At 59.0% G+C, this 22129-nt stretch carries 17 protein-coding genes; 3 read left to right on the plus strand and 14 right to left on the minus strand.

Translation table 11 applies throughout. The annotated features are described in order from the left end of the window. Window positions 1-9: 9 nt before the first annotated feature. The 5 genes from B2R83_RS06110 to B2R83_RS06130 form a co-directional block, all read right to left on the minus strand. Window positions 10-216, minus strand: coding sequence for a hypothetical protein (locus B2R83_RS06110; protein ID WP_292039220.1), 207 nt, complete (start codon window positions 214-216; stop codon window positions 10-12). Between the two features lie 81 nt (window positions 217-297). Beyond that, on the minus strand, window positions 298-990 hold the full coding sequence (locus B2R83_RS06115; protein ID WP_292039222.1) for a hypothetical protein: 693 nt from the start codon (window positions 988-990) through the stop codon (window positions 298-300). A 21-nt stretch (window positions 991-1011) separates the two neighbouring features. Beyond that, on the minus strand, window positions 1012-2124 hold the full coding sequence (locus tag B2R83_RS06120) for a hypothetical protein (protein WP_292039224.1): 1113 nt from the start codon (window positions 2122-2124) through the stop codon (window positions 1012-1014). A gap of 2 nt (window positions 2125-2126) precedes the next feature. Next, a complete protein-coding gene (locus tag B2R83_RS06125; RefSeq protein WP_292039226.1) occupies window positions 2127-4475 on the minus strand; it encodes a sensor histidine kinase in 2349 nt (782 codons plus the stop codon). Window positions 4476-4535: 60 nt separating this feature from the next. Then, window positions 4536-6227, minus strand: coding sequence for an HsdM family class I SAM-dependent methyltransferase (locus B2R83_RS06130; protein ID WP_292039228.1), 1692 nt, complete (start codon window positions 6225-6227; stop codon window positions 4536-4538). Between the two features lie 191 nt (window positions 6228-6418). Between B2R83_RS06130 and B2R83_RS06135 the strand changes: the two genes are divergently transcribed. After that, complete coding sequence (locus B2R83_RS06135; RefSeq protein WP_292039230.1) at window positions 6419-6976, plus strand: 3'-5' exoribonuclease; 558 nt, start codon at window positions 6419-6421, stop codon at window positions 6974-6976. A gap of 570 nt (window positions 6977-7546) precedes the next feature. Here B2R83_RS06135 and B2R83_RS06140 read toward each other — a convergent pair. From B2R83_RS06140 to B2R83_RS06180, 9 genes are all read right to left on the minus strand, one after another. Next, window positions 7547-8050 carry a ComEC/Rec2 family competence protein gene (locus tag B2R83_RS06140; protein ID WP_292039232.1) on the minus strand — a complete coding sequence of 168 codons (504 nt, stop codon included), beginning with the start codon at window positions 8048-8050 and terminating at the stop codon, window positions 7547-7549. Between the two features lie 32 nt (window positions 8051-8082). After that, window positions 8083-8391, minus strand: a complete 309-nt coding sequence (locus B2R83_RS06145; protein ID WP_292039234.1) for a PAAR domain-containing protein — start codon at window positions 8389-8391, stop codon at window positions 8083-8085. Window positions 8392-8540: 149 nt separating this feature from the next. Next, a complete protein-coding gene (locus B2R83_RS06150) occupies window positions 8541-10274 on the minus strand; it encodes a T6SS immunity protein Tli4 family protein (RefSeq protein ID WP_292039236.1) in 1734 nt (577 codons plus the stop codon). Then, window positions 10271-12001 (minus strand): esterase/lipase family protein, encoded by a 1731-nt coding sequence (locus tag B2R83_RS06155; RefSeq protein WP_292039238.1) that lies wholly within the window; start codon window positions 11999-12001, stop codon window positions 10271-10273. Before B2R83_RS06155 ends, B2R83_RS06150 begins: the two co-directional genes overlap by 4 nt. 16 nt (window positions 12002-12017) lie before the next feature. Further along, window positions 12018-14819: a type VI secretion system Vgr family protein gene (locus B2R83_RS06160; RefSeq protein WP_292039240.1), complete on the minus strand. Its 2802-nt coding sequence runs from the start codon at window positions 14817-14819 to the stop codon at window positions 12018-12020. 206 nt (window positions 14820-15025) lie between these two features. Continuing rightward, complete coding sequence (locus tag B2R83_RS06165; RefSeq protein ID WP_292039242.1) at window positions 15026-15847, minus strand: TatD family hydrolase; 822 nt, start codon at window positions 15845-15847, stop codon at window positions 15026-15028. Between the two features lie 2 nt (window positions 15848-15849). Further along, window positions 15850-16557, minus strand: a complete 708-nt coding sequence (gene lolD, locus B2R83_RS06170) for a lipoprotein-releasing ABC transporter ATP-binding protein LolD (protein WP_292039244.1) — start codon at window positions 16555-16557, stop codon at window positions 15850-15852. Then, window positions 16550-17815: a lipoprotein-releasing ABC transporter permease subunit gene (locus tag B2R83_RS06175; protein WP_292039246.1), complete on the minus strand. Its 1266-nt coding sequence runs from the start codon at window positions 17813-17815 to the stop codon at window positions 16550-16552. The genes lolD and B2R83_RS06175 overlap by 8 nt, the downstream gene beginning before the upstream one ends. A gap of 82 nt (window positions 17816-17897) precedes the next feature. Next, window positions 17898-19178 (minus strand): lipoprotein-releasing ABC transporter permease subunit, encoded by a 1281-nt coding sequence (locus B2R83_RS06180; protein ID WP_292039247.1) that lies wholly within the window; start codon window positions 19176-19178, stop codon window positions 17898-17900. Between the two features lie 156 nt (window positions 19179-19334). Between B2R83_RS06180 and B2R83_RS06185 the strand changes: the two genes are divergently transcribed. Beyond that, complete coding sequence (locus tag B2R83_RS06185; RefSeq protein ID WP_292039249.1) at window positions 19335-20351, plus strand: hypothetical protein; 1017 nt, start codon at window positions 19335-19337, stop codon at window positions 20349-20351. Between the two features lie 61 nt (window positions 20352-20412). Next, window positions 20413-22062: a single-stranded-DNA-specific exonuclease RecJ gene (recJ, locus tag B2R83_RS06190; protein ID WP_292039334.1), complete on the plus strand. Its 1650-nt coding sequence runs from the start codon at window positions 20413-20415 to the stop codon at window positions 22060-22062. The last annotated feature ends 67 nt before the right edge of the window (window positions 22063-22129 follow it).

Raw genomic sequence — 22129 nt, forward strand, 5'->3', positions numbered from 1 at the left:
TCAATTTGCTCAACAAAGCCCGTCGAAACTAGATTTTTTGATCGCGATGCCTGTATTGTTGAGTGCGTCCAATAACACTTTGAGCCCTTTACCTTTTGGGCGAGGCATCCAATGCTCCATCTCCGCAATCACGGCAGCTTCACCATATGCACCGCGTTCAGCAGCAAGGCGTGCGACATGACGCCGCTTTGCATTTAGAATATCGAGTAATTCCATGTCAGTAGTGTTTAGTCGCACTTCGTGTGCCGGTTCAGCTGTCTATCTTTTCCATCTGGACTAGCTATCGTTTGGAAGGCCTCATAGCGCCCAGCTAGACGCCCACATTGAGTGCAATAAAGTCTTGCTTCTGACTGACATTCCACTCAACATCTTTCGCAGATAGGCGGAATAACATAGCCTTTGACCAAGCGCTATTGCAGCACACCAGTTTTGGTCTTCGCGGAGGGTTTCCCATTGGTCTTCATAGAAATTCGCTGCGACAACCTCACACAAAAGCAAAACGTCCATTGGAGGATGTGCCCATCGAGGCACTTTCAATGGATGGTCAGTTGCACGATGGCCTGGACGATGCCCGCCGTACTGCAAGTGGACAAGCGGTCCTGACTGCGTAATTCCGCCTTGAGTGTTCGCCCAATCTACGTGCCAACGAGAAACAGGATTGCGATCAGAGTCTTCTACTTCCAACGCTATATCAAGAGCAGTGAACGGAGGCCTATCATGCTGAACCTGCTCCACGGTAATGCCTGCACAGGTAATCTTTGGGATAACGATGTCATCATTTTTGTCAAAAGTTTCAGTAAAAACAATGGCACTATCGCGATCGATCTCCATTGTCCAATTAAGTGCGCCTGGCACACGTTTTAAACGCCGCGCTTCTTCCAACATTACCTGGAATCCGTCAGAAGTAACGATATCAACAGACAGCAGTTTGGCAGCAATCGTGCTTAATGCCTCAGACATTTCCCCGGCAGTAATTATTATCTCGTCCACAGAATACTTTCAATATTGACTTCAGCTCGCAATATACCTTTCGCGTGCCTTCGTCCTTACCTCTTTCACGATATTTGCATCTACGTCGTCGACGGTTAAACGTAAATCGAGATACCTCTCAGTTTGGACGCAGTCCCAGCAGATCCGACGGCGGTGAACGAAACGGGGCGCAGATGATTCGAACACTGAAACAGAGTGCCTTACCTCCCCAGGCCTTCCGCACGAAGCGCAGGAGAACGCGAAACGCTCTCTAGGAGAACAATCCCACGTGGAAACCGCGCCAGCAATACCGAGGCCGAATTTTTCTTCTATGATACGTGCGCGGTCGTCACCCAAAACGTTCGCAGGCCTCTGGCCAAACAGGTTTTCAGCCCAAGTATCGAATCGGTGCGCCCACCATCTACGTTGGCCTTTCGAAAATATGCCTGCGTATGCTAGGCCTGATTCCGTTAGAATCTGTGCCAGCGGACCAATCTCCGATAGTCCTAAGCGCGCCGCCACCTCGCCATCCGAGAATAAAATTCCTGAGCGGTCGATTACGTCTTTTAATATGGTTCGAGCTGCAATATGAGGGGCCGCGGCGTTAGTTATCGCGCTTCGCAGTTCTTGCACGTCGATAATCGACCGCTCATCCTCAGGCAGCCCGAATATCGACAGTCTATCGCTGCCCTCCCCCCATACTGATTTTAGAATCTTATATCCCTCGCAAAGATCAAGTAGTTCGATCCGCACTTGCTTATAATTTTCGGACGTATAGACTTTCCCGTACGTTCTGTCAAAGAGGTCATGAGCGGTACTGTCAGGTCGATAATATTTTTCAAATTTCTCTTCTGCAGAAATCAATACCACAGGAAAGTCTCCTGCTGGGTCCACAGTGGCTTTATCGCGTAAAAGTTGAGCTAAGCCGCTCCCTTTGTAGGCATGCTTAGGCTCAATAACATTTGGGTTGTCGTCTAAAGCAAAGTCAAGCGCGACCAAGTCAGGAGATAGCCCAAATAGTTCCCCTGATAACAATACTGCGTCCGACACCTCTCGAAACTCGACATCGATTCCGTTTTCGCCTTGCACTGACAACAAAGTTGCGTAGATGCGCGCCTCGTCTGAATCGTCAATGAAATATCCTTTGAAAGGCATTTTCAACTCTCCATGTGTACGTCCGAGCGGACGCAAAATTCAATACAACAGGTGTATCCTAAAGACGGAGTCTTGACGGACACCTTACCGCCGTAGCTATTGGCAATGTCGCTGACAATTTTAAGTCCAAGTCCAGTTCCTGGTCCCGCTAGCCCGTCATCATCCACGGTAACAGTTGTAGTGTAAAATGCATCGAAAACACGATCTCCGACATGAGCTGGGATTCCAATCCCATTATCTTCAAACCTCAGCACTACAAGCTCGCCGTCTTCCGTTGCGCTGACTCTAATCTTGCGCGGGGAAACTTTAGCTTTTTTTATCGATTTAATTGAGTTAGTGAAAAAATTAAGAAGGACCGAATCGATTTCACTGCCATGCATTGGAGCTGTTCGAAGATTCTCAGGGAAGACAGAATATTCCAAGGTTACCTTTTGTCTCTCAAGATACTGCTTGAATTGCTCTTTAAACCGGTCTAGGGCGCCTTTGACCGAAAGAGTCCGTAACTCGCGACTCTCAGTATTTGACATTAAACCAGCAACGTATCCACCGAGATCAAACATCCTTTTGGTCGATGAAGTAAGGCCTTCAATTATAGATAGGAGGTCTTCCTTTTTATCGACGGGTAATGCCTCAACCTGGTCACGCAACACAGCCAAATGCGCCGTAACTGAACCACGAATTCCCTTAATTTCATGACCGAAGACAGAGATCGAGAGCCCTAAAGAAGCAAGAATGCGAAGCATCTCTTCATATTCCAGGGAGGCAGCCTGACGCTGTTCAACGTCCGCCTCCCATAGGGTTATTTCTTCGCGAGCTTGTTCAAGCGCATACATGGCTGCCTTTAGCTCATATGAGGGTTCAGCCTTAGGTCTAAATTGGTTTTCCTTGGCGATGAACCCCTCATCCTTGACTGACTCAGCGATCTCGTCGGTAGTTTCAACTGATGTTGTCGCAGCCTCGACGGCATACGCGATAGAGTCAATCACTTCGCTCGGCTTGCGAGGACGTGCGGTGGAGATAAAGTCCCTTTGCCCCGTCGTCTGTTTGCGTCCACGTGCCGACGCAACCCGAAGGAAGGCCCACTCGAGACTGGAGCGCATGAAGGCTCGCAGCTCCTCAAAAGCATCATTCTCAATGAGGCCCTCACGGCTGCTCGTTTCTTCAAACAAAGGATTTGTCTCTTGGCTTAATGAAACATACCCAAAGAAATTCACGTTGTTTGCAGGAACAATGATGTTACGGCGACTTGTATCTCTATCTAAGGCAAGCCAATCATCGGAGCGCTCTCCGTAGGGTAAAACACGAAATCCGTTACGATAAATCCTTACTCCACCATATTCCCTACCCATTTCTCTAGCAACTGCCACGCTGAGTCCAGAGAGAACTTCCGGCATGTAGATGAAATATTTCGCGTTGAATTCCAATGGGCCTGTAAGTTTAAATTTCCGGTCAAGTATATAGCGGTCGTCAAGATGGAACCTGGACGAAGTTACGTTAACGTGACCTATTCCATTATCGTCGATCTTTCCAGAAATCTCAGCCGTTGCATGCTGCAAAAACCCGTTATGCAGACCAATAGCAGTTGCTTGATTGCGACTAGATAAACCATTTACTATAACTTCGAAGCCAGGCTCGTCCGGGCTTGTGTTTAGTGGTGCAAGCACTGCAAACGGCGACTGCAGGGTAAGTATCATTTTCCATACCCTTTTTATGGCAGTATCGCTCCAAGCCTCTCGTAGCCGCTCAATTACTAGCACGGTCCCCTCGCGTTCTAAGGGTTTTTCGTACTCTTCCACGCTATTAAAGATATCATTCAGGTTATCGCCTGCGTGAAATCTCTCATCCCAGTTGAAACGCACACGAAGCCCTTTAACGTGACCGGCAACTTCGGTTTCCAGGACAAGCGACTCGCCAAGGCGCTGTACCGCAAATCGGCCAATACCTTTGCGACCGGCGCGAACGCGGCCAAAACGTTTAGAAACCGGATTAGTCTGTTTGTGCGAAGTCGACAACCTCATCCATGAGTCACGGATGACGTCAAATGGCATGCCCACCCCGTTGTCCTCGACTACGAGAGTTCCGCCAGGAGTATCCTGGTCGATAAACTTCACAGTGACCTTAGTTGCGTCCGCGTCATAGGCGTTCTTTATTAACTCAGCTAAAGCGGTCTCCTGCTTCGCAACGAGTTCTTGCCCTAGCCGTTGTATGTGTCCGGCGTCGACGCTGAATCGGACGCTACTGTGGTCCGAGTCCACCTCTCCACGGCTCCATTTCTCAATCAGGTGCCAGTTCGGCGCCTCCTTAGCCAGCTCGTCGACGATTGCTTTGCGTAGATTCTCTATACTGCTCATTACGTCTCTCAGTCTTTGGTAACTTATTTAGGACTGCTGCGTGCGACAACGTTACATGCCTTAACCTGTACGCCTTGTACGAGTTTGCAGTAGGCCGATCCGCAACAGCCGGATAATATCGGTAGAATCTTCTACTCCAAAAATGAATTCATCGGCGGCCTGCTGCGCAGCCTCAGAATTTCCCGAACGCAAATATGCATCGACTTGACTAAATACGGCGTCAATCGCCTGTTCGTCCCGCTTTGGCAGATATACCCTTATACCAAGTGCACGTGACGGCTCCAATTTTAAGGCACCTGCGCCGCGCGCGTGCCCCACCATCTCAGCTCCAAGTTGGCTGAATGTCGTATGCATTGAAATCACTGCCAACTTTTGAGCTGATAACGGAAAGGTGGGCTCGAAATACACACAGTACACAGAATTCGTACACGCTGCTTGCGCTTCATTCAGGACCAAACGAGGTCCGCCCCCCGTCATAAAAACGAAGAAAGCGCTCGGCATTATGTAGTCATCTAAGAAGCGATGCCAAACCTTTCGCTTGTTAAAGGTGACATTTTTGTTTCGACGTGCCTCGGAATAATTTCCCAAATACGCCAATAAATTCTCTTCGCGTGGGACAACCGGAGTTGATATCGCCAAGCACGGAACACCGGAAGAGATGTGATCAGCTACATCAGCCTTGGTGAGCCGCGCTCCGCGCACAAATTTACTCTTAGGAAGTATATACCTGAGATGCCGCGCACTTATCTTGTAACTGCTCCAGACGTCTCTAGATCTAACAAAGAATCCAGTGTCCCCAGTCACCAGTCCAATTCGAATCTTTGCTAGATCACCGAACGACCGGCATTCTCGGCGAGATGACAATTCGTTATATGCAGCCATGACATTTGCAGGAATGATGCTATAACCAGTGTTGGCCCCGTTTTCACTCTTTGCATACAACTCATCACTTTCAAGCAACCGAGGTAGATCGGTCACATGATCGACATAGGTTATTTTTATGCTTTGGGACTCGGATGGCGTCTGAAAGCCATCGGCCAGTAGAATGACGGTGGTTTCGTCGGTGCCCTCACTCGTAAATAGTCTTTCGACTAACGAAATAGCGACAACCTTCTCGAAGTTCTTCGCAATGAGATCGCGTACCGTTTGTGCATATTCCGTATATAGGAAACTGCCGGGAAGAACGAGCCCAAGTCGTCCTCCAACTTTAATAAATTGCAATGCATGCAATACAAAGTATGCCCAGAGATTGGCGCGTCTGCTTATTGTTAGACTATGAATACGCGTCCAGTTATCAAGAATTTTTCGCTGGTCGTCAGCCAGGCGGCCATAACCAATATAGGGAGGGTTTCCGATAACAAGATCTACCTTTCCACCTTTTAATTGACTATGAGACAACGTCAAAAAATCTTGCCTGAAAAAATGACCTGTTGGTTTAGCGTGAGGTACTCGCGCTTGCAGAAACGAAAACGCAAGTGGATCGAGGTCGCATCCGAACAAGTTTTGCTCGGGCGACGCCGCGCCAAGAGCCTGAAGTCTTTCTCTGGCTGCTTCCAAAAACGTGCAGCCACCGAAGCAGGGTTCTAGGATAGTATCAGTTGAACATCTAATTCCCCAAGCAGAAAGAATCGACGATACACTCTCGGGAGTGTAGTAAGCTCCGATCTTTTTTCGATGAGTTATATCGTGCGAGATTAGATCATTCTGGCTTTGGAGGAAAAGATTCTCCGCATTTTTTTGAGTTTTGCTCATTTAACCGACAGTGTGCCCTGTCGTGGTTCAGACAGTGGCTTAATTCCAAATATCGTTGCAGGCACAATCTGCGCCAAATTAGTTTGAGCCGGCTGTAGCTCTTCCGTTTACTTTACGGCAGATGTTGAACGGCGGCGAAAAATCATGTAATGTATGGAACAAACTGCATATTATTCCAAGTTAGCAACCGTTTGCAAAAGCCAGTCTTGCTGGCATTTAGAAGCTACGCCATAGCCGAGCTAGACTTAATCAAGCTTACTGATAATTTTATGTCAAACCGACTACAAGTTTTTATTGATACCGAGTTCACAAATTTATCCGATCCTAAACTCATTAGTATTGCTTTAGTCTCAGAAAGCGGAGAGGAGGCATACTTCGAAGTTGAGTTCAATTACGCAGACTGCAGCGAATTCGTCCGCGAATCCGTGCTTCCTCTATTGCAAAACGATCGAGCCTGCGCGGTGAACTCAGACGAACTATATTCAAAGCTAGAGACTTGGTTTCGGATCACAAAAAGCACGGAGCAGGATATCGAGCTTTGTTATGACGACGAAGTCGATTGGCGTTTGTTTGAGAAGATTTTTGATAACCGCGTACCACGCTGGATATTCCCAAGGAATATCGAGCATGAAATCTCACCGCTCTTACACTTCGACTACTATAAACAAATGGGGTGTTCTGAACATCATGCGTTAAATGACGCTAGAGCAAACGCTTTTTCATTTAGGGACAAACGAAACTTTATGTAATTTGGGGATAGTTCCTACGAATCGTTTGCTTAGCGATTCATCCATTTACCATACATTTTTGCCAAAAAATTTCCGCAGATCTGCGATATCTTATTTCGGCCTTCCACTTGGACTTTAAGCTCAGTATTAGCCAACAACAATTCCGATAAGTATTCGTAATTGATGGCACAGTCTAGGCGCACTAATCGTTTCGGAGTTACCGGCTCTGAGTCAAGGTCAAACTCACTTAATCGAACCACGTGGGTTTTCCCACATTGACAAGAATGCTGCATAGGAGAACCGAGCTCTTCCATGAGCTTAATTTGACGCAGAACTTTCGTACTATTTTCCATTTATTCGCGGCCCAATGAGTTCTTTCTGCTGTTCTAAGAGTCTCTGCACAATTGTTCAGACTTGACCGTTGCTTGCTGTGTTGTGGCGATGTTGGCCCTAAAACTTGGTCGAAGCCCCAGTGTACGAGGAACGTTGACGCCCTGGCAAGTAACCTTTCGTTGTTCTGCAGAAAATTTTTTCAGGCTAGACTCTGCTCATATGCGCGCGACGCATTATATGTTGCCAGAGACCGCATGTTCATGTGGACATATAACAATTTCGTTGACGTAATAGTCCGTAGGGGTTGGCATTGCCGTGCGGGCGCTGCAGGCGGACGACCAGTTGCCAGCGCTCGCCGGGTTCCACCGGCGTCAGGCCGTCCGTGTCCGCCGGCTGCCCGTACCAGGAAATGGCGATCCGAGGTGGGACCGTGGCGTCCGGCGTCAGGACCCGTTCGACGCGCAGGTGAAAGCGCGCGCCACCGTCGAATTCATGCGGCAGGCTGTCGACCGTGCCGACGATGGTGACGTCCCGACCTTCCTGCTCGCGCGGCAGCGCGTCCGCCAGGGCGACGTGGGCAAGCCAGGCCGACCAGGCGGCGCCAAGGATGGCGGCGGCGAGCAGGGTCGCGGCACGTTTGCGCAGCAAGAACAGGACCAGCGCTGCCGCAAGGGCGCCGGCCAGGCAGGCCGGTGGCGGCAGTTCGGCGCGGGTGTGGAGCCAGCATACCCCGGCGAGGAAGGCGAGGATCGCGCAGCGCATGGGCCGGCCCGCGGCTTGCGTGGGTGAGGCTGCTAGGCCACTGGACTCTCGGCGACGAGCTGGAAGTCGTGGAACTGGTCGGCGACCAGCTTGGGCGGCGGCGAGCAGGCGCAGATGCACAGGTCGTCGCTCAGCGCGCACTCCTTGCCTTCGGACTGGTCGGGCAGGCGCGGCATGACGCACTGGATCACGCCCTGCTCGCCACACTCGGGGCAGTCGACCGGATCGCCTTCGCGGGCGATCGGCATGCCGTCCAGGGTAGTGAAGGTGCTGGAAGCCCTGACGGTGCCGCCCGCCGTGGTAGTGGCGCCGGCGCGGATGTAGAAACGCTTGTGGGTCACTCAGCTCTCCTTCCGGGGGAAAGCTGGAATGTAGCTTAGCTGGGGTGTTTGGGTTTGTGGAAACGCAGCACATTGGTTCAGAAACTCCTTCGCACCTCCAGGAGGCTGAACAAGCCTAGATCGGGTACAGAGAAGACGATCGGGAAGTTTCATGTGCTTCTAGACTCACGTGGCGCTTCCGGCGAATCGGCAGCTCCTGCAGCGGAACCGTGTGCATGCTCAGGAGCCTGAGCAATTCGGACGAGACGCCATGCTGCCCGCCGCTGGATCGACTTTGGAGCGTTGTCAGAATGCCCGAATACGCTTGGAGGAACTGCGAAAGTTGCTGGCGGTAACAGACTTCCCTGAGCAAACCAGCGTGTCCCATCGAGCGCATGAGAGTCCTCACAGCGCCACCATCCGCTCGCTGGACACGGGAAGCCGGTTGTGACAAAACTTCCAGTCGAAATATCCTGCCCATGCACCTGGCGAAAATCCGCCATCGAGGAAGCTCCAGAGCCGGCGACGGGTTTCGCCAACGGGATCGTTTGCGCCACCCGCTTCCGGGCCCGTTTGTCGACAAGCTGCCAAGACGTCGGCACGGTAGACTCAAAACTTGATTGAAGTCCCCTCAAGCGTTCCCAGAGCGTTGGTCTTGAGAGCAGCAATGCCTGGGGCATGCGCTCCCCCTGCTTGATGTACTGTCGCCGCCCTCCCATCACCCCGATATCCTTGCCTCCATCGGTACATTCCCACCACCCGCTTTCGGGACATTTGTCTCCTGCGAGTGCTTGGCTTCCTATCGCAATGGACGAAGAATCAGTTGCCTGCGATACCGTTGCCCCCGAAGGACGTACGCGCAGGCTTGTCAGCACGGCATCCCATAGACAGGTCGCCGCATCTTCCGACAGTGACGGAGGAACTGGGCCATGCTCGCTGTATCCCGTGTCCATCTTGAAGACGATATGCGGGACAAACACGTTGTCGACCGTGCCATTCACTTCCCACCAGAAGCTATAAACGACTGAATCATTTTTTTCAACAAAACGCTCAACCAGTTCGTCGCCGTCGATTCCGCCGATGGTGCGCTTGTCGGCACGTAATCTTGACACCCGCGTTCGTTCGTCAGCGCCCAGCCGCATATCGGATTCATCCCCTCTCTCGAGGAGTCCTTGTCGATCCGGCTCGGTACCTGCGGCCAGCATAATCTTGAACAGGATATCCGGACGATTCGGAAGCCATGCTGCCATCATGAGTTCTTCGCCCTGATCAGCATGCAGGGGATCCCGAATGTAGGCGCGGTTGATGCAAAAGCCAGGTTCGGTCGGAACGAGATTGTCCGGGTTTGGAACTAGCTGGGAAATTAATTTCGTTAGGTTCGCAACCGATTCTGGATCGTAAGCAGGCGCGAAGAAATCAATACTCAACCCATTGGCATGGACAAGTGCCTCGACTGAAACACTTTCATATCGATAGCGTTCTATCGTCAACCCATCCGAGGACTGGCCCTCGCTTACATCCCGTCCATGGACGAAAACATGGCCCTCGACTCCGAAATCGTTTCTTACTTCCCTGACCGATTCAAGGCTCTTGTGGCCGCCCGGCCGATTGGGAACTGCTTCCAGTTGACTCTTGCGTAAAACAACGCGCTTTTCAAAGTCCTCCTCGGATTCGTCGAAGACATTAATATCGAAGCCGTCAACGCGGGGCCGGTGGAATTCGTACTGTGCTTCTGCAGGCAGGTCGACCAAAAATCTGCCCACGCATACAGTTTTCATCTTCTCGGTCATACGCGCCACCCCATGCTTGTCCTGTTCGGCGCCCGGGTCCCAGGTTTTCGCCAAACCCGCGATAACAATCCCGGCTAGCACCACGGCCAGCCCGGTCCGAAACAGGCGCCTCACGACATCTCCTGAACAATCTTCGCAATCAGTCGAAGCGTCAACATTAGTATGTCGCTATTGTTATACGATCCTTGGTGATCGAATCCTTGTGCTGCAAACAGTTGTTTGACCTTTCCCGCCGGGCCCGCGCCAGACTGATGTGGCACAGTGCCGTCCCCGCGTGTGTCCTGGGGATCTGGTTCGAACCTCAGGTCCGTCTTGCCTTCCACCATGACACGGCGGCTCCGGTCGTAGGAACGGCCCAGGATTTGCGCAGCGGATACATTCGACGTGGTCAGCGCTGTCGCGGAGTTGCCCCATTGGCGCGCAACCCAGCGGACCTGTCCAAACGACAACTTGCTACGATCGTCGCCATAGAACACATAGGTATTCGGGTGATAGTAATCGCCCAGGGAGCGATGGAACGCTTCCGCTGTGTCAATCGCGTCTGTAATCGCCTTCAATACGCCCTTCTTGTGTTTCTTTGCGGGGTCCGCCAAATGTGGGTCTATCAATCGATACCAACGACGCATGTCACGATATAAATCGTATGGGTTCGGCGCAATTGAGCTGGGCAGCTTCAGGTAATCCGTTGCCGCCTCGTCCGTCGGTTTGATCCCGCCTTTTCGTTCATGATCCGCTGGATTTGCCTGCCCACGAACCTTCACAACGCGAACATGTAGCCAAGGTCCCGGATACAGATGATTAGGCAGCAGTTCGAGCGCACCAGGAGACGTAGCCAGTACGGGCGTAGTTTTTTCAGGCGAGTCGCCAAGAATTTGCGCGATGACGTACCCGGCAATATCATCTTTCACGCCATTACTAGGACTAAAAGCTTCGGTTCCGCATGCAATCCGCCGATACGCGACTGGTGCCCCATATGCCGGCATCGCCCCATGGATTACCCCCGCGATCTTCCCAGGGATTCGTTTAGCACAGGCTCTCGCGACCAGTCCCCCCATCGAATGCGTTACAAGGATGACCTTTTCGCAGGTCCTGCTTAACTTACGCCACGAGTCCATGATGTCGGCAACTCGTTTTTCGAGTAGCTTCGCCGATGTCTCGCAGTCATCCAGCCAGTTGTACCCAAAGCAGTAAACCGGGTAATAATTTTTCGCATAATTTTCCAAATGTGCTTCGGTTAGCGGCGCAATTTCACGCACACCCCACTTACGAGGGTCGTACCCCATTGCGCGCTTCCAGTGCGGCTTGACGAAGCGACGATGCGTCTTTTCATCCATTCCAAAGGTTTGATTTAGTTGGCTCTGTAGCGAGGACAATAGGAGACCGTAAGATTCAGCATGGACCTCGCCCCAGCCGCGCGAACGTAACTCGGCCTCCGTAACGACATACCCGTCGTCGGTTTGCGGGACAACGATAGGGCCGCGATCGTCCACCTCCAAAGTGGCGCGATCAAACCATTTCTGACGATCTCGGGGAGACAATTTGTTCCAGACGTGTGCGTCGCGCACTGCCGACGGGATGTCGTTTGGCGGACGCCATGCAATCGCACCTGGCGTCAGTTTTTCGTTGCGCTCATCGTTCAGTCTTCCCAGACGCGGATTCGTTTTTGCGCGCAGGTTCGTCCCCATAATGCCGGGCACAACGATGATGGGGAGGATCGTATTTGGCGGGACAAGCCCAAGCCCACGGATCGTATAATCCGCAGAGGACATATACGAATCCACTCCCCAGCCGCCGTGCGGCAAAGGGACGAGCGAAGGCAATGGCCTGGTCGGTTCACGCATGACGGTTCCCGACAGCTTACATAGTCGACGGAAGAAGCTCGAATCGCACCGGCCCCAGCGTATCGCTCTGCACCAGCGCTGTGCGTCCTTCCTCGTCGCTGGTGCCCTGGATGGTCCTGCCATCGCTGAGGTGGGCAATGTAATTTTGATATGGAATCGGTTCCCGCGTTTGGAGATGGCGCAGCACAAGTCGTTCGTTTGTCTTCAACGTTGACTTGGCAAACTCAGGTTTGCTGGGGTCGCCTCCGCCCGGCCCGCCGCGGGTAAGGCTGGTCGCCTTGATGGTGTGTTCGCCGGCGCTCTCCTGCGTGATCGCGCCCTCCGTCCATTGCGTCTGCGCGCCCTGCGAGATGATCCGGACCACGGGTGCCTCGATATGGATCGCTTCCGCCGAGATCAGGCTGATCTTGCCCGAGGACTTGAGCTCGACCTTGCCCTGGTGGGCCTCCAGCAGGATATTCCCCTGCCCCGCCACCAGCTTGACGCCCAGTGCCTGGGCAAAAGCGCTGATCCCGCGCGCAGCACGCAGGAAGATGTTCTTTCCTGCGGACGTGCGCGCATCCCCGCCACTGACCATGTCGAGCTGGGTCTCGGACCCGAGCGCCACATTGTCCTGGCTGGCCAGCATGATGCCCGCCGGGGCAGTCACGGCCACGATCGGCTCGGCGCCCTTGTCGCCCGGTGCGACATTGGAACCCTGGTCCCAGCGCCGCAGCTTGTCGGACAGGTCGGCCAGGCGCTGCGCGCTCGGCTCGTCCTCGGTGTGCTGTTCCGCCAGCTTGGCCACCTCGTCCGCGATGCTCTGCATCAGCTCGGCCAGGCCGAGCAGGCCGGCACGCGCCAGTTGCTCGCCCTCGGCCGCCGGGGCCGCTTCTGCGCTCAGGAGCACGCCTTCCTTGCCGCGGATCGCCACGCTATGGTCGCTGCGCAGCTCGGCGCCTTCGCCGCGCGGCGCGGCCGTGCCGTTGGCCTTGGGTTGCGTCAGCCAGCCGAGGTTCAGTTGCGAGGCGCCATGGTCGCTGGCCAGCTGGGCGCTGATCTCGCCGCGGGTGTCGTCGAAGCGCAGCTGGTTGCCGCGCGCGCCGCCGATCTCGCGGGTCCGGGTGCCCGACAGGTAGCGGTTTCCGGGCAGACCGCCGGCCTTGCTGAACGCCGGCGGCTCGCCGCGCTGGTTGAAGACCTGCGACAGGACCACCGGCCGGTCCGGGTCGTCCCCAAGGAAGGCCACCAAGACTTCGCTGCCGACGCGCGGCAGCGACAGCGTGCCGCATTGCTGGTTGGCGCCGGGCCCGTTGCCGGCCCAGTTCGACGCCACCCGCACCCAGGCCGAATCGGCCGGGGTATCCGAGGCGCCCGCCCCGTGCGCATGCTTGTGGTCCGTGGTGCGCATGCCCGGGAAGCAGATCTTCACCCGCCCCAGCGCGTCGCAATGCACTTCTTCGCCCGGCGGCCCGGTGACGATGGCGCTTTGCAGCTGCGGATGCGGCAGGTCGATGCGCGGATCGAAAGCCGGCACCAGCGCGATCCCGCGCCGTACGCAATCGAAGCGCATCCGCACCCGCACGCCGTCGCCGGCCACCGGATGTTCGTTCGGCGCCAGCATCGCATCGATCGGGGTATACGGTCCCATCAGGCGGCGCACGCGCGCCGACAGGTCGGCCGGCAGGTTGTTCTCGGCTTCCATCCAGACGGCGGTCACGACGAAATCGCGCTCGCCTTCCGGATGGGTGTCGATCTCCGGGTGCCCGGCCAGGGTGAAGTATTCGCCCGCGCACAGGTCGCGCACGCTGCCTTCGCCGTGGAAGCACCTGGTGTCGAATTCATGGCGGTTCATGCGCACCTGGCCGAGTCGCCAGTGGTCCTCGACGTCGTTGCCGGCATGCGGGATCTCGACCAGGTAATCGTCCAGGCTCGCCGCCAGCGCATTGCCGCTGCGGCCCTGGTCGGCCATGCTGCGCGCGGTGGTGCTCATGAACTGGGTGCCGGTGGGGTTGCGGTAGTCCCAGCTGTGGCGCGTGATGCTGCCCGGCTGCAGGCGCCGCGCGGCGCACCAGGAGACGACGGTGTCGCGCTCCTCGGTGGCATCGATCCGGTGGTAGCGCACGCTGCCGGCGGCGCTGCGCGGCAGCGAGGCGGGATCGGAAAACAGCACCAGCGTGTGGACGGGGGTGTCGTCCGCGTCCTGGTCGGTGCTGCCGGCGCGGGCGCGGCCCGGGCGGAAGGTCCAGGCGATGCCGCGGCGCTTGAGCAGGCGGCGCACGAAGGCGGCATCGGACTCGTTGTACTGCATGGTCTGTTCGCGCGGCGGGTACAGGCGCATGTCGAACAGCGGGTCGAGTTCGTAGTCGAAGGCGCTGGCCATGACGCTGTTGGACTGACGCCATTCGTCGAACAGGACCTGCACGATCTCGAGCTCGTTCTGGTAGCGGAACACGCGGCTGTTGACGCGCTTTTCCATGACGGCCAGGGCGTCGCGCAGCACCAGCTGGTAGACCGCCAGGCCGCCGTCGTGGTCGCCGGCGCGCGCCTCGGCGACGATGCCGCAGATGCTGCGCAGCTGGCCGCGGTCGGTGACCATCTGCAGTTCGGCGGGAAGCGCAATGAGTTCCTTGAGCGGGAGGCGCGGCGTGTCGGCCACGCAGGTGACGACGTATTCGAAACCGCCGCACACCGATTCATGGCCCTGCACCCGCTGCGGCAGCAGCAGTTCGTCGGCCAGGTGGTCGGCATGGCCCAGGCGCAACCGGATCGGCCGGTGGGCGGTGGTCAGCGACTTCTCGTGCCGTAGCATCCGCAGGAATTCGCTCGCGCTGTCCAAATCACTCTCCATCGTGGCTGTGCTGCAATGGCAGCGAAGAGTGCATCTTGGCAGAACGGAACATGCGCAGCCTTGTCGTGCTTCAACGCTGCAAACGAACTAAACCTTATAGCCACTGTCGCGGGACGCCGCCAAGCATCCGGTGCTACCCACCGGTGCAAGTGCTGCTACTTCGCTAATTAGCTATTTGTCCAGTGTCGGATTGGCTAGTCCGCTGCATGACCATGCGCGAGCGGATAGCCGGCCAGCCGCGGAATCGCCGCCAGCGTGTTCCGGTGGACCGCTTCGCGCACCTCGTCCGCGCCGATCCCGCGCAGCTCGGCCAGGGTCGCGCCGATGGCGGGCAGCTGGTCGGGCGTGTTGCGTCCCGGGTGGATCCAGGACGGCGCGATGTCCGGAGAATCGGTCTCCAGCACGATGGACGTGAGGGGCAGCTCGGCCGCCAGGCGCCGGATCTGCAGCGCGCGGGTGAAGGTCATGGCGCCGCCGAAGCCGAGGTGAAAGCCCAGGTCGATGAAGTTCTGCGCCTGCTGGAAGCTGCCGTTGAAGGCGTGGGCGATCCCGGCCGGAGGACGGATCTGGCGCAGGTGTTTCAATACCTGGTCCTGCGAGCGCCGCACGTGCAGCATCACGGGCAGGCCGAAGTCGCGTGCGATGCGCAGCTGCTCGCGCAGGAAGCGCTCCTGCTTCTCGCGCATGTCCGGCTCGCACAGCATCGGGATGAAGAAATCCAGCCCGATCTCGCCGACGCCGACGAAGTTCGGGTCCTTCATCGCCGCTTCCACCGCCCTGCGCAGCACCAGCAGGTCTTCATCCCGGGCCTGCGGCACGTAGATCGGGTGGATGCCCAGTGCATAGCTGACGTTCGGGGCCTGCGCGGCCAGCTCGGCCACGGCGCCGAAGTTGCCGCGCTCGATCGCCATCGCCACGATCATCGACACGCCCGCCGCCTTCGCCGCTGCAGCCACGTCCAGCGAATGCCGGCCGAACTCGTGCGCATCCAGGTGGCAGTGCGTATCGATCCACATGCTCAGCTTTCCACCGCCTGCAGGCCGTGCTCGGTGAGGCGGAACACGCGGTCGCAGCGGCGCGCCAGCTCCATGTCGTGGGTGACGATCACAAACGCCGTGCCGAGGGTGCGCGAGAGTTCCAGCATCAAATCAAAGATCGACTGGGCCGTGCTGTGGTCGAGGTTCCCGGTCGGTTCGTCCGCCAGCACGCAGGCCGGTTCGGTGACCAGCGCGCGCGCCAGGGCCACGCGCTGGCGCTCGCCGCCCGACAGCTCGCCGGGGCGGTGCACCACGCGCTTGCCCAGGCCTACGCGCCCGAGGATCGCCTCGGCCTTCTTCAAGGCCGGCTCGCGCGCCTCGCGCCGGATCATCAAGGGCATCAGGACGTTGTCGAGGGCCGAGAATTCCGGCAGCAGGTGGTGGAACTGGTAGACGAAACCGAGCGAAGAGTTGCGCAGCTCGCCGCGGCGGGTCTCGGACAGGGTCGCGAAATCCTCGCCCAGCAGGGTGACGGAGCCGGTCGACGGGGTGTCCAGCCCGCCCAGCAGGTGCAGCAGCGTCGACTTGCCGGAGCCGGAAGCGCCGACGATGGCCACGCGCTCGCCGCGATAGATGGCGAAATCGATCCCGTCCAGGACCTTGACGGTATAGTCGCCCTGCTTGAAGGTCTTGCCCAGGCCGCGGCAGGACAGGACAGGGGTAGTTGAGGTATTTGGGTAATCATTCATAACGCAGCGCCTCCGCAGGTTTTACGCGCGACGCCGACCAGCTCGGGTACAGGGTCGCAGCAAACGCCAGCAGCACGGATACGCCGCCGATCTTGAAAACGTCCGGCCAGCGCAGGTCGGACGGCACCGCGCTGATCAGGTAGATATCTTTCGACAAGAACTGCACTCCCAGCAAACCTTCGATAAACGGGACGATGACGTCGATGTTCCGGGCCACCAGCACGCCCCCGCCGACACCCAGGACGGTGCCGATGATGCCGACCAGCGCGCCCTGCACCATGAAGATCTTCTGGATTGAACGCGGCGAGGCGCCCAGGGTGCGCAGGATCGCGATGTCGGCCTGCTTGTCGGTCACCGTCATCACCAGGGTGGACACCAGGTTGAAGGCGGCCACCGCGATGATCAGGGTGAGGATGATGAACATCATCTTCTTCTCGGTCTGTACGGCGGCGAACCAGTTGGCGTTGAGCTTGGACCAGTCGCGCATTTCCAGGTCGCCCGGCATGGACTTCTTGAGTTCCTGGGCCACGCCAGGTGCCTGGTGCATGTCGGCGATGCGCAGGCGCAGGCCCATCGGGGCCGGCAGGCGCTCCATGCGCTGCGCATCCTCGACGTGGATGAAGGACAGCGCAGCGTCGAAGTCCATGTGGCCGGCTTCGAAGATGCCGGAGACGGTGAAGCTGCGGCTGCGCGGCAGCAGGCCGGCCGGCGTGATCTGGCCCTGCGCCAGCAGCATGGTGACCTTGTCGCCGATGCCGACGTTCAGCGCGCGTGCCAGCGCGTAGCCCAGCACGATGTTATAGGCGCCTGGCTTGAGCGAATCGAGGCTGCCCTGGTTGACCTGCTTGGCCACGTCGGACACCTTGGGTTCTTCCGAGGGCAGCACGCCGCGGATGATCGAGGGGCGCATCACGCCCTGGCCTTCCAGCAGGCCTTGGGTCTCCACGAACGGCGCGACCCCGCGCACCGCCGGGTTCTTCAGCGCTTCCTGCCCGGCCGCGCGCCAGTCCGGCATGCTGCCGCTGCGGTCGAATACTTCGATATGGGCCAGCACCGACAGCATGCGGTCGGTGACTTCCTTCTGGAAGCCGTTCATCACCGACAGGACGATGATCAGGGCGGCCACGCCCAGCGCGATGCCGGACACGGAGATCAGGGAGATGAAGGAAATGAAGCTGTTGCGGCCGCTGCGCTTGCCGGCGCGCGTGTAGCGCAGGCCGACCAGCCATTCGTACGGCAGGTTCTGGGTGAGTCTCATGGTCTGGGTCGTTGTTGCGAGGCCGCAGTGTGCCACAGGAGGCACAGGCGTGGCCAGATTGTCATCGTCAAGTGAGGCATCCTCATTCGTAGCGGAGCGCCTCGGCCGGCTTCACGCGCGCCGCCGACCAGCTCGGGTACAGGGTTGCCACGAAGGCCAGCAGCACGGCCACGCCGCCGATCCAGCCGACGTCGCCCCAGCGCAGCTGCGAGGGGATCTCGCTGATCAGGTAGACTTCCTGCGACAGGAACTGCACCTTGAACAGCCGCTCGATGAAGGGCACGATGACGTCGATGTTCATGGCCACCGCCACGCCCAGGCTCACGCCCAGCACGGCGCCGAGCACGCCGACCAGGGTGCCCTGCACCATGAAGATGGTCATGACCGAGCGCGGCGAGGCGCCCAGCGTACGGAGGATCGCGATATCGGACTGCTTGTCGCGCACCGTCATCACCAGGGTGGACACCAGGTTGAACGCCGCCACCGCCACGATCATGGTCAGGATGATGAACATCATGCGCTTCTGCGACTCCACGGCCGCGAACCAGATCGCGTTGACCTTGGACCAGTCGCGGATGAACAGGTCGCCCGACATGCTGCCATGCAGTTCGCTCGCCACGCGCGGCGCCTGGTGCATGTCGGCCAGGCGCAGGCGGATGCCCGCGGGTGCGGAGACGCCCGCCAGCGCCTCGGCGTCCTCGATGCTGGCAAAGGCCAGCGAGGAATCGAATTCGAAGTGGCCGGCTTCAAAAATGCCGCTCACGGTCAGGGGCCGGGTGCGCGGCAGGACGCTGCCCTGGCCAGTCTCTTGCGCCTGCGCCGGGGCGGAGGCCATCAGGAGCGTCACCCGGTCGCCCACGCCGACGTCGAGCGACTTGGCCAGTGCCCGGCCGATGATCACGTTGTACGAGCCCGGCTGCAAACTGTCGAAGCGCCCTTCGCGCATGTGTTTCGACACGTCCGACACCTTCACTTCCTGCGCCGGGTCGATCCCGCGCAGCAGCACCGGTTTCATCACGCCGTCGCTCAGCAGCATGGCCTGGGTTTCGGCGAAGGGCGCGGCGGCGCGCACTTCCGGGTTGCGCAGCGCTTCCTGGATCGACGTGCGCCAGCCCGGCATCTCGCCGCGCGCGTCGAACACTTCCACGTGGGCCAGCACCGACAGCATGCGCGCGGTCACCTCCTTCTGGAAGCCGTTCATCACCGACAGCACGACGATCAGCGCGGCCACGCCGAGCGCGATGCCGGCCACCGAGGCCATCGAGATGAAGGAAATGAAGCTGTTGCGCCCGCTGCGCTTGCCGGCGCGGGTGTAGCGCAGGCCGACCTGCCATTCGTAGGGCAGCTTGTGGGTGATGCTCATGAAATCGCTTAATGTGCGTTATTGGTTTGCCAACCCGAGAGTTTGCCAGACATCGGACATTTATGGCGCAAAAGAAAGCATTGCGCGTGTGGCGAGGGCGGGACGTGGCCGCTGCACGACCGTTCGCTGGAAGCATATTTGCCCTAAAATAGCGGTATGTCGCACATTACGCTTGTCCTGCCCCACCTGCTGCCGCTCCCCGAATTCGCGCCCGACCTGGTCCGTGCCCTGCAGACCCCGGCGCTGGCCGCCCTGCTGTCCCGTACCAGCGCCTTCGACCGCCGGGCCGCCCTGGATACCGCACGCGCCCTGCCGCACGAACAGTGGCTGGCGCGCACGCTCGGGCTGTCGCCCGAGGGCCTGCCGGCCTTCGCCGCCGCCGCCATGCGCGGCTTCGGCCTCGATCCGGCGGGCGGCACCTGGTATATCGTCAACCCGGCCCACATCCAGATCGCGCGCAGCCATTCGATGATGGCCGACCTGCGCCATCTAGGCTTAAGCGAGGATGAAAGCCGCGCCCTGTACGAGGCGGCCAGGCCGCTGTGCGAGGAAATCGGCCATGCGCTGCTGTACGGCGATGCCCAGACCTGGTTCCTGCGCGCCGACGACTGGGCCGGCATCGAGGCCGCCACCCCGGACACGGTGGTGGGCATGGACCTGAGCGACTTCGTCCCGCGCGGCAAGCAGGCCCTGCCCCTGCGCCGGCTGCAGAACGAAGTGCAGATGCTGTGGCACACCCACCCGGTGAATGCCGCGCGCGAGGCGCGCCGCCTCCCCGGCGTGAATTCCTTCTGGCTGTGGGGCGCCGCCGGCGACGCCACGCGCGCCGCCGGCCGGGTGGCCAGCATCGGCGTGCCCGGATGGGTCCGCGGCCTGTCCAGCGAATCCATCGGCTCGCTGGATAGCCTGGACGGGGCGCTGGCGCAGGACGGCCTGCTGGTCGTCGGCATTCTCGCGGACGCCGCCATCGCCTCCGACTGGGGCACCTGGGTGCAGCAGGTGCAGCACCTGGAAGATAAACTGTTCGCGCCGCTGCACGCGGCGCTGGTGCAGGGCCGCGTGAAACAGCTCAAGCTTGTCCTGAGCAACCGCGAGACCCTTGCCGAATGCACCACGACCGCCATGGCCCAGCGCAAATTCTGGCGCCGGCCGACCCTGGAACGACTGACTTGAGCATACTTTGAGCATCACGACACGCATCACCACCCGTCCCTGCCCTTGGCGCACCTCCGAGATGCTGCGCCAGGGCGGGGTTCATCCGGTCCTCGCGCGCATCTATGCGGCGCGTGGCCTGCTCGACGCACGCGAGCTGTCGAGCGAGCTGGCGGCCCTGGTGCCGCCCGGGGCCTTGCGTCACATCGACGCCGCCGCCGTGTTCCTGGCCGACTCGATTGCTGCGGCCAAGCGCATGACCATCGTCGCCGACTACGACTGCGACGGCGCCACCGCCTGCGCGGTCGCCCTGCGCGGCCTGCGCATGATGGGCGCCACGGTCGACTACATCGTCCCGAACCGCTTCGAGTACGGCTACGGCCTGACGCCCGAGATCGTCGAACTCACCGCGCGCGAAAAGTCGCCGGACATCATCATCACGGTCGACAACGGCATCGCCAGCATCGATGGCGTCTTGGCGGCGAACCGGCGCGGCATCGAAGTCGTGGTCACCGACCACCACCTGCCGGGCGATGCGCTGCCGCCGGCGCGCGTGATCGTCAACCCGAACCAGCCCGAGTGCGGCTTCCCGAGCAAGCACCTGGCCGGCGTCGGCGTGGTGTTCTATGTGCTGCTGGCGCTGCGCGCCGAGCTGCGCCGGCGCGGCGTGTTCGACGCCCAGACCCAGCCCAAGCTCGACAGCCTGCTCGACCTGGTGGCGCTGGGCACGGTGGCCGACGTGGTCAGGCTGGACGCCAACAACCGCATCCTGGTGGCGCAGGGCATCAAGCGCATGCGCGCGGGCCGCATGCATGCGGGCGTGGCCGCCCTGTTCCGGGTGGCGGGCCGCGAAGCGCGCTCGGCCTCGCCGTTCGACCTCGGCTTCGCGCTCGGTCCGCGCCTGAATGCCGCCGGGCGCCTGGAAGACATGTCGCTCGGGATCGAGTGCCTGGTGACGGACGACGTCGGCCGCGCCTGGGCCATCGCCCAGCAGCTCAACGAGATCAACCTGAAGCGCCGCGAAATCGAGGCCGAGATGCAGGACACCGCCCTGCTCCACCTGGACAGCTTCGAGCCATCCGGCTCCAGCACGATCAGCGTGTTCGACGAGGGCTGGCACCAGGGCGTGATCGGCATCGTCGCCTCGCGCCTGAAGGAAAAGTTCTACCGGCCGACCATCACCTTCGCCCCGGCGGGCGACGGCTGGATCAAGGGCTCGGGCCGTTCGATCCCGGGCTTCCACCTGCGCGACGCGCTCGACCTGGTGTCCAAGCGGGTGCCGGGGCTCATCGACAAGTTCGGCGGCCACGCGATGGCAGCGGGCCTGTCCATCCGCGGCGAGCACTTCGACAGCTTCCAGCAGGCCTTCGAGGCGGTCGGCAAGGCCTGGCTGACGGAAGCGCAACTGGAACGCATCATCGAGACCGACGGCCCGCTCGAGGACGAGTTCTACTGCACCCAGTTCATCGAAGAGATGGACGGCCAGGTCTGGGGCCAGGGCTTCGCCCCGCCGGTGTTCTGCGACGAGTTCCGCGTGGTGAGCCAGCGCATCCTGAAGGAACGCCACCTCAAGCTGCTGCTGGAGAAGAACGGCCGGCGCTATGACGCGATCTGGTTCGGGCATGCCGACAGCCTGCCGGAGCGGGCGCGGGTGGCGTTCAGGCTGGATGCGAACGAGTACAACGGCGTGACCAAGGTGCAGTTGCTGGTGGAGCACGCGGAGCCGGCATGACCGGCCCAAGCATGGGGTCAGGTCTGACATTTAGACACGGGCTGAGCAGTACCACAGGGTAACGCTC

The sequence above is a fragment of the Massilia sp. UBA6681 genome, from assembly GCF_002454935.1.
Lineage (GTDB): Bacteria > Pseudomonadota > Gammaproteobacteria > Burkholderiales > Burkholderiaceae_D > Telluria > Telluria varians.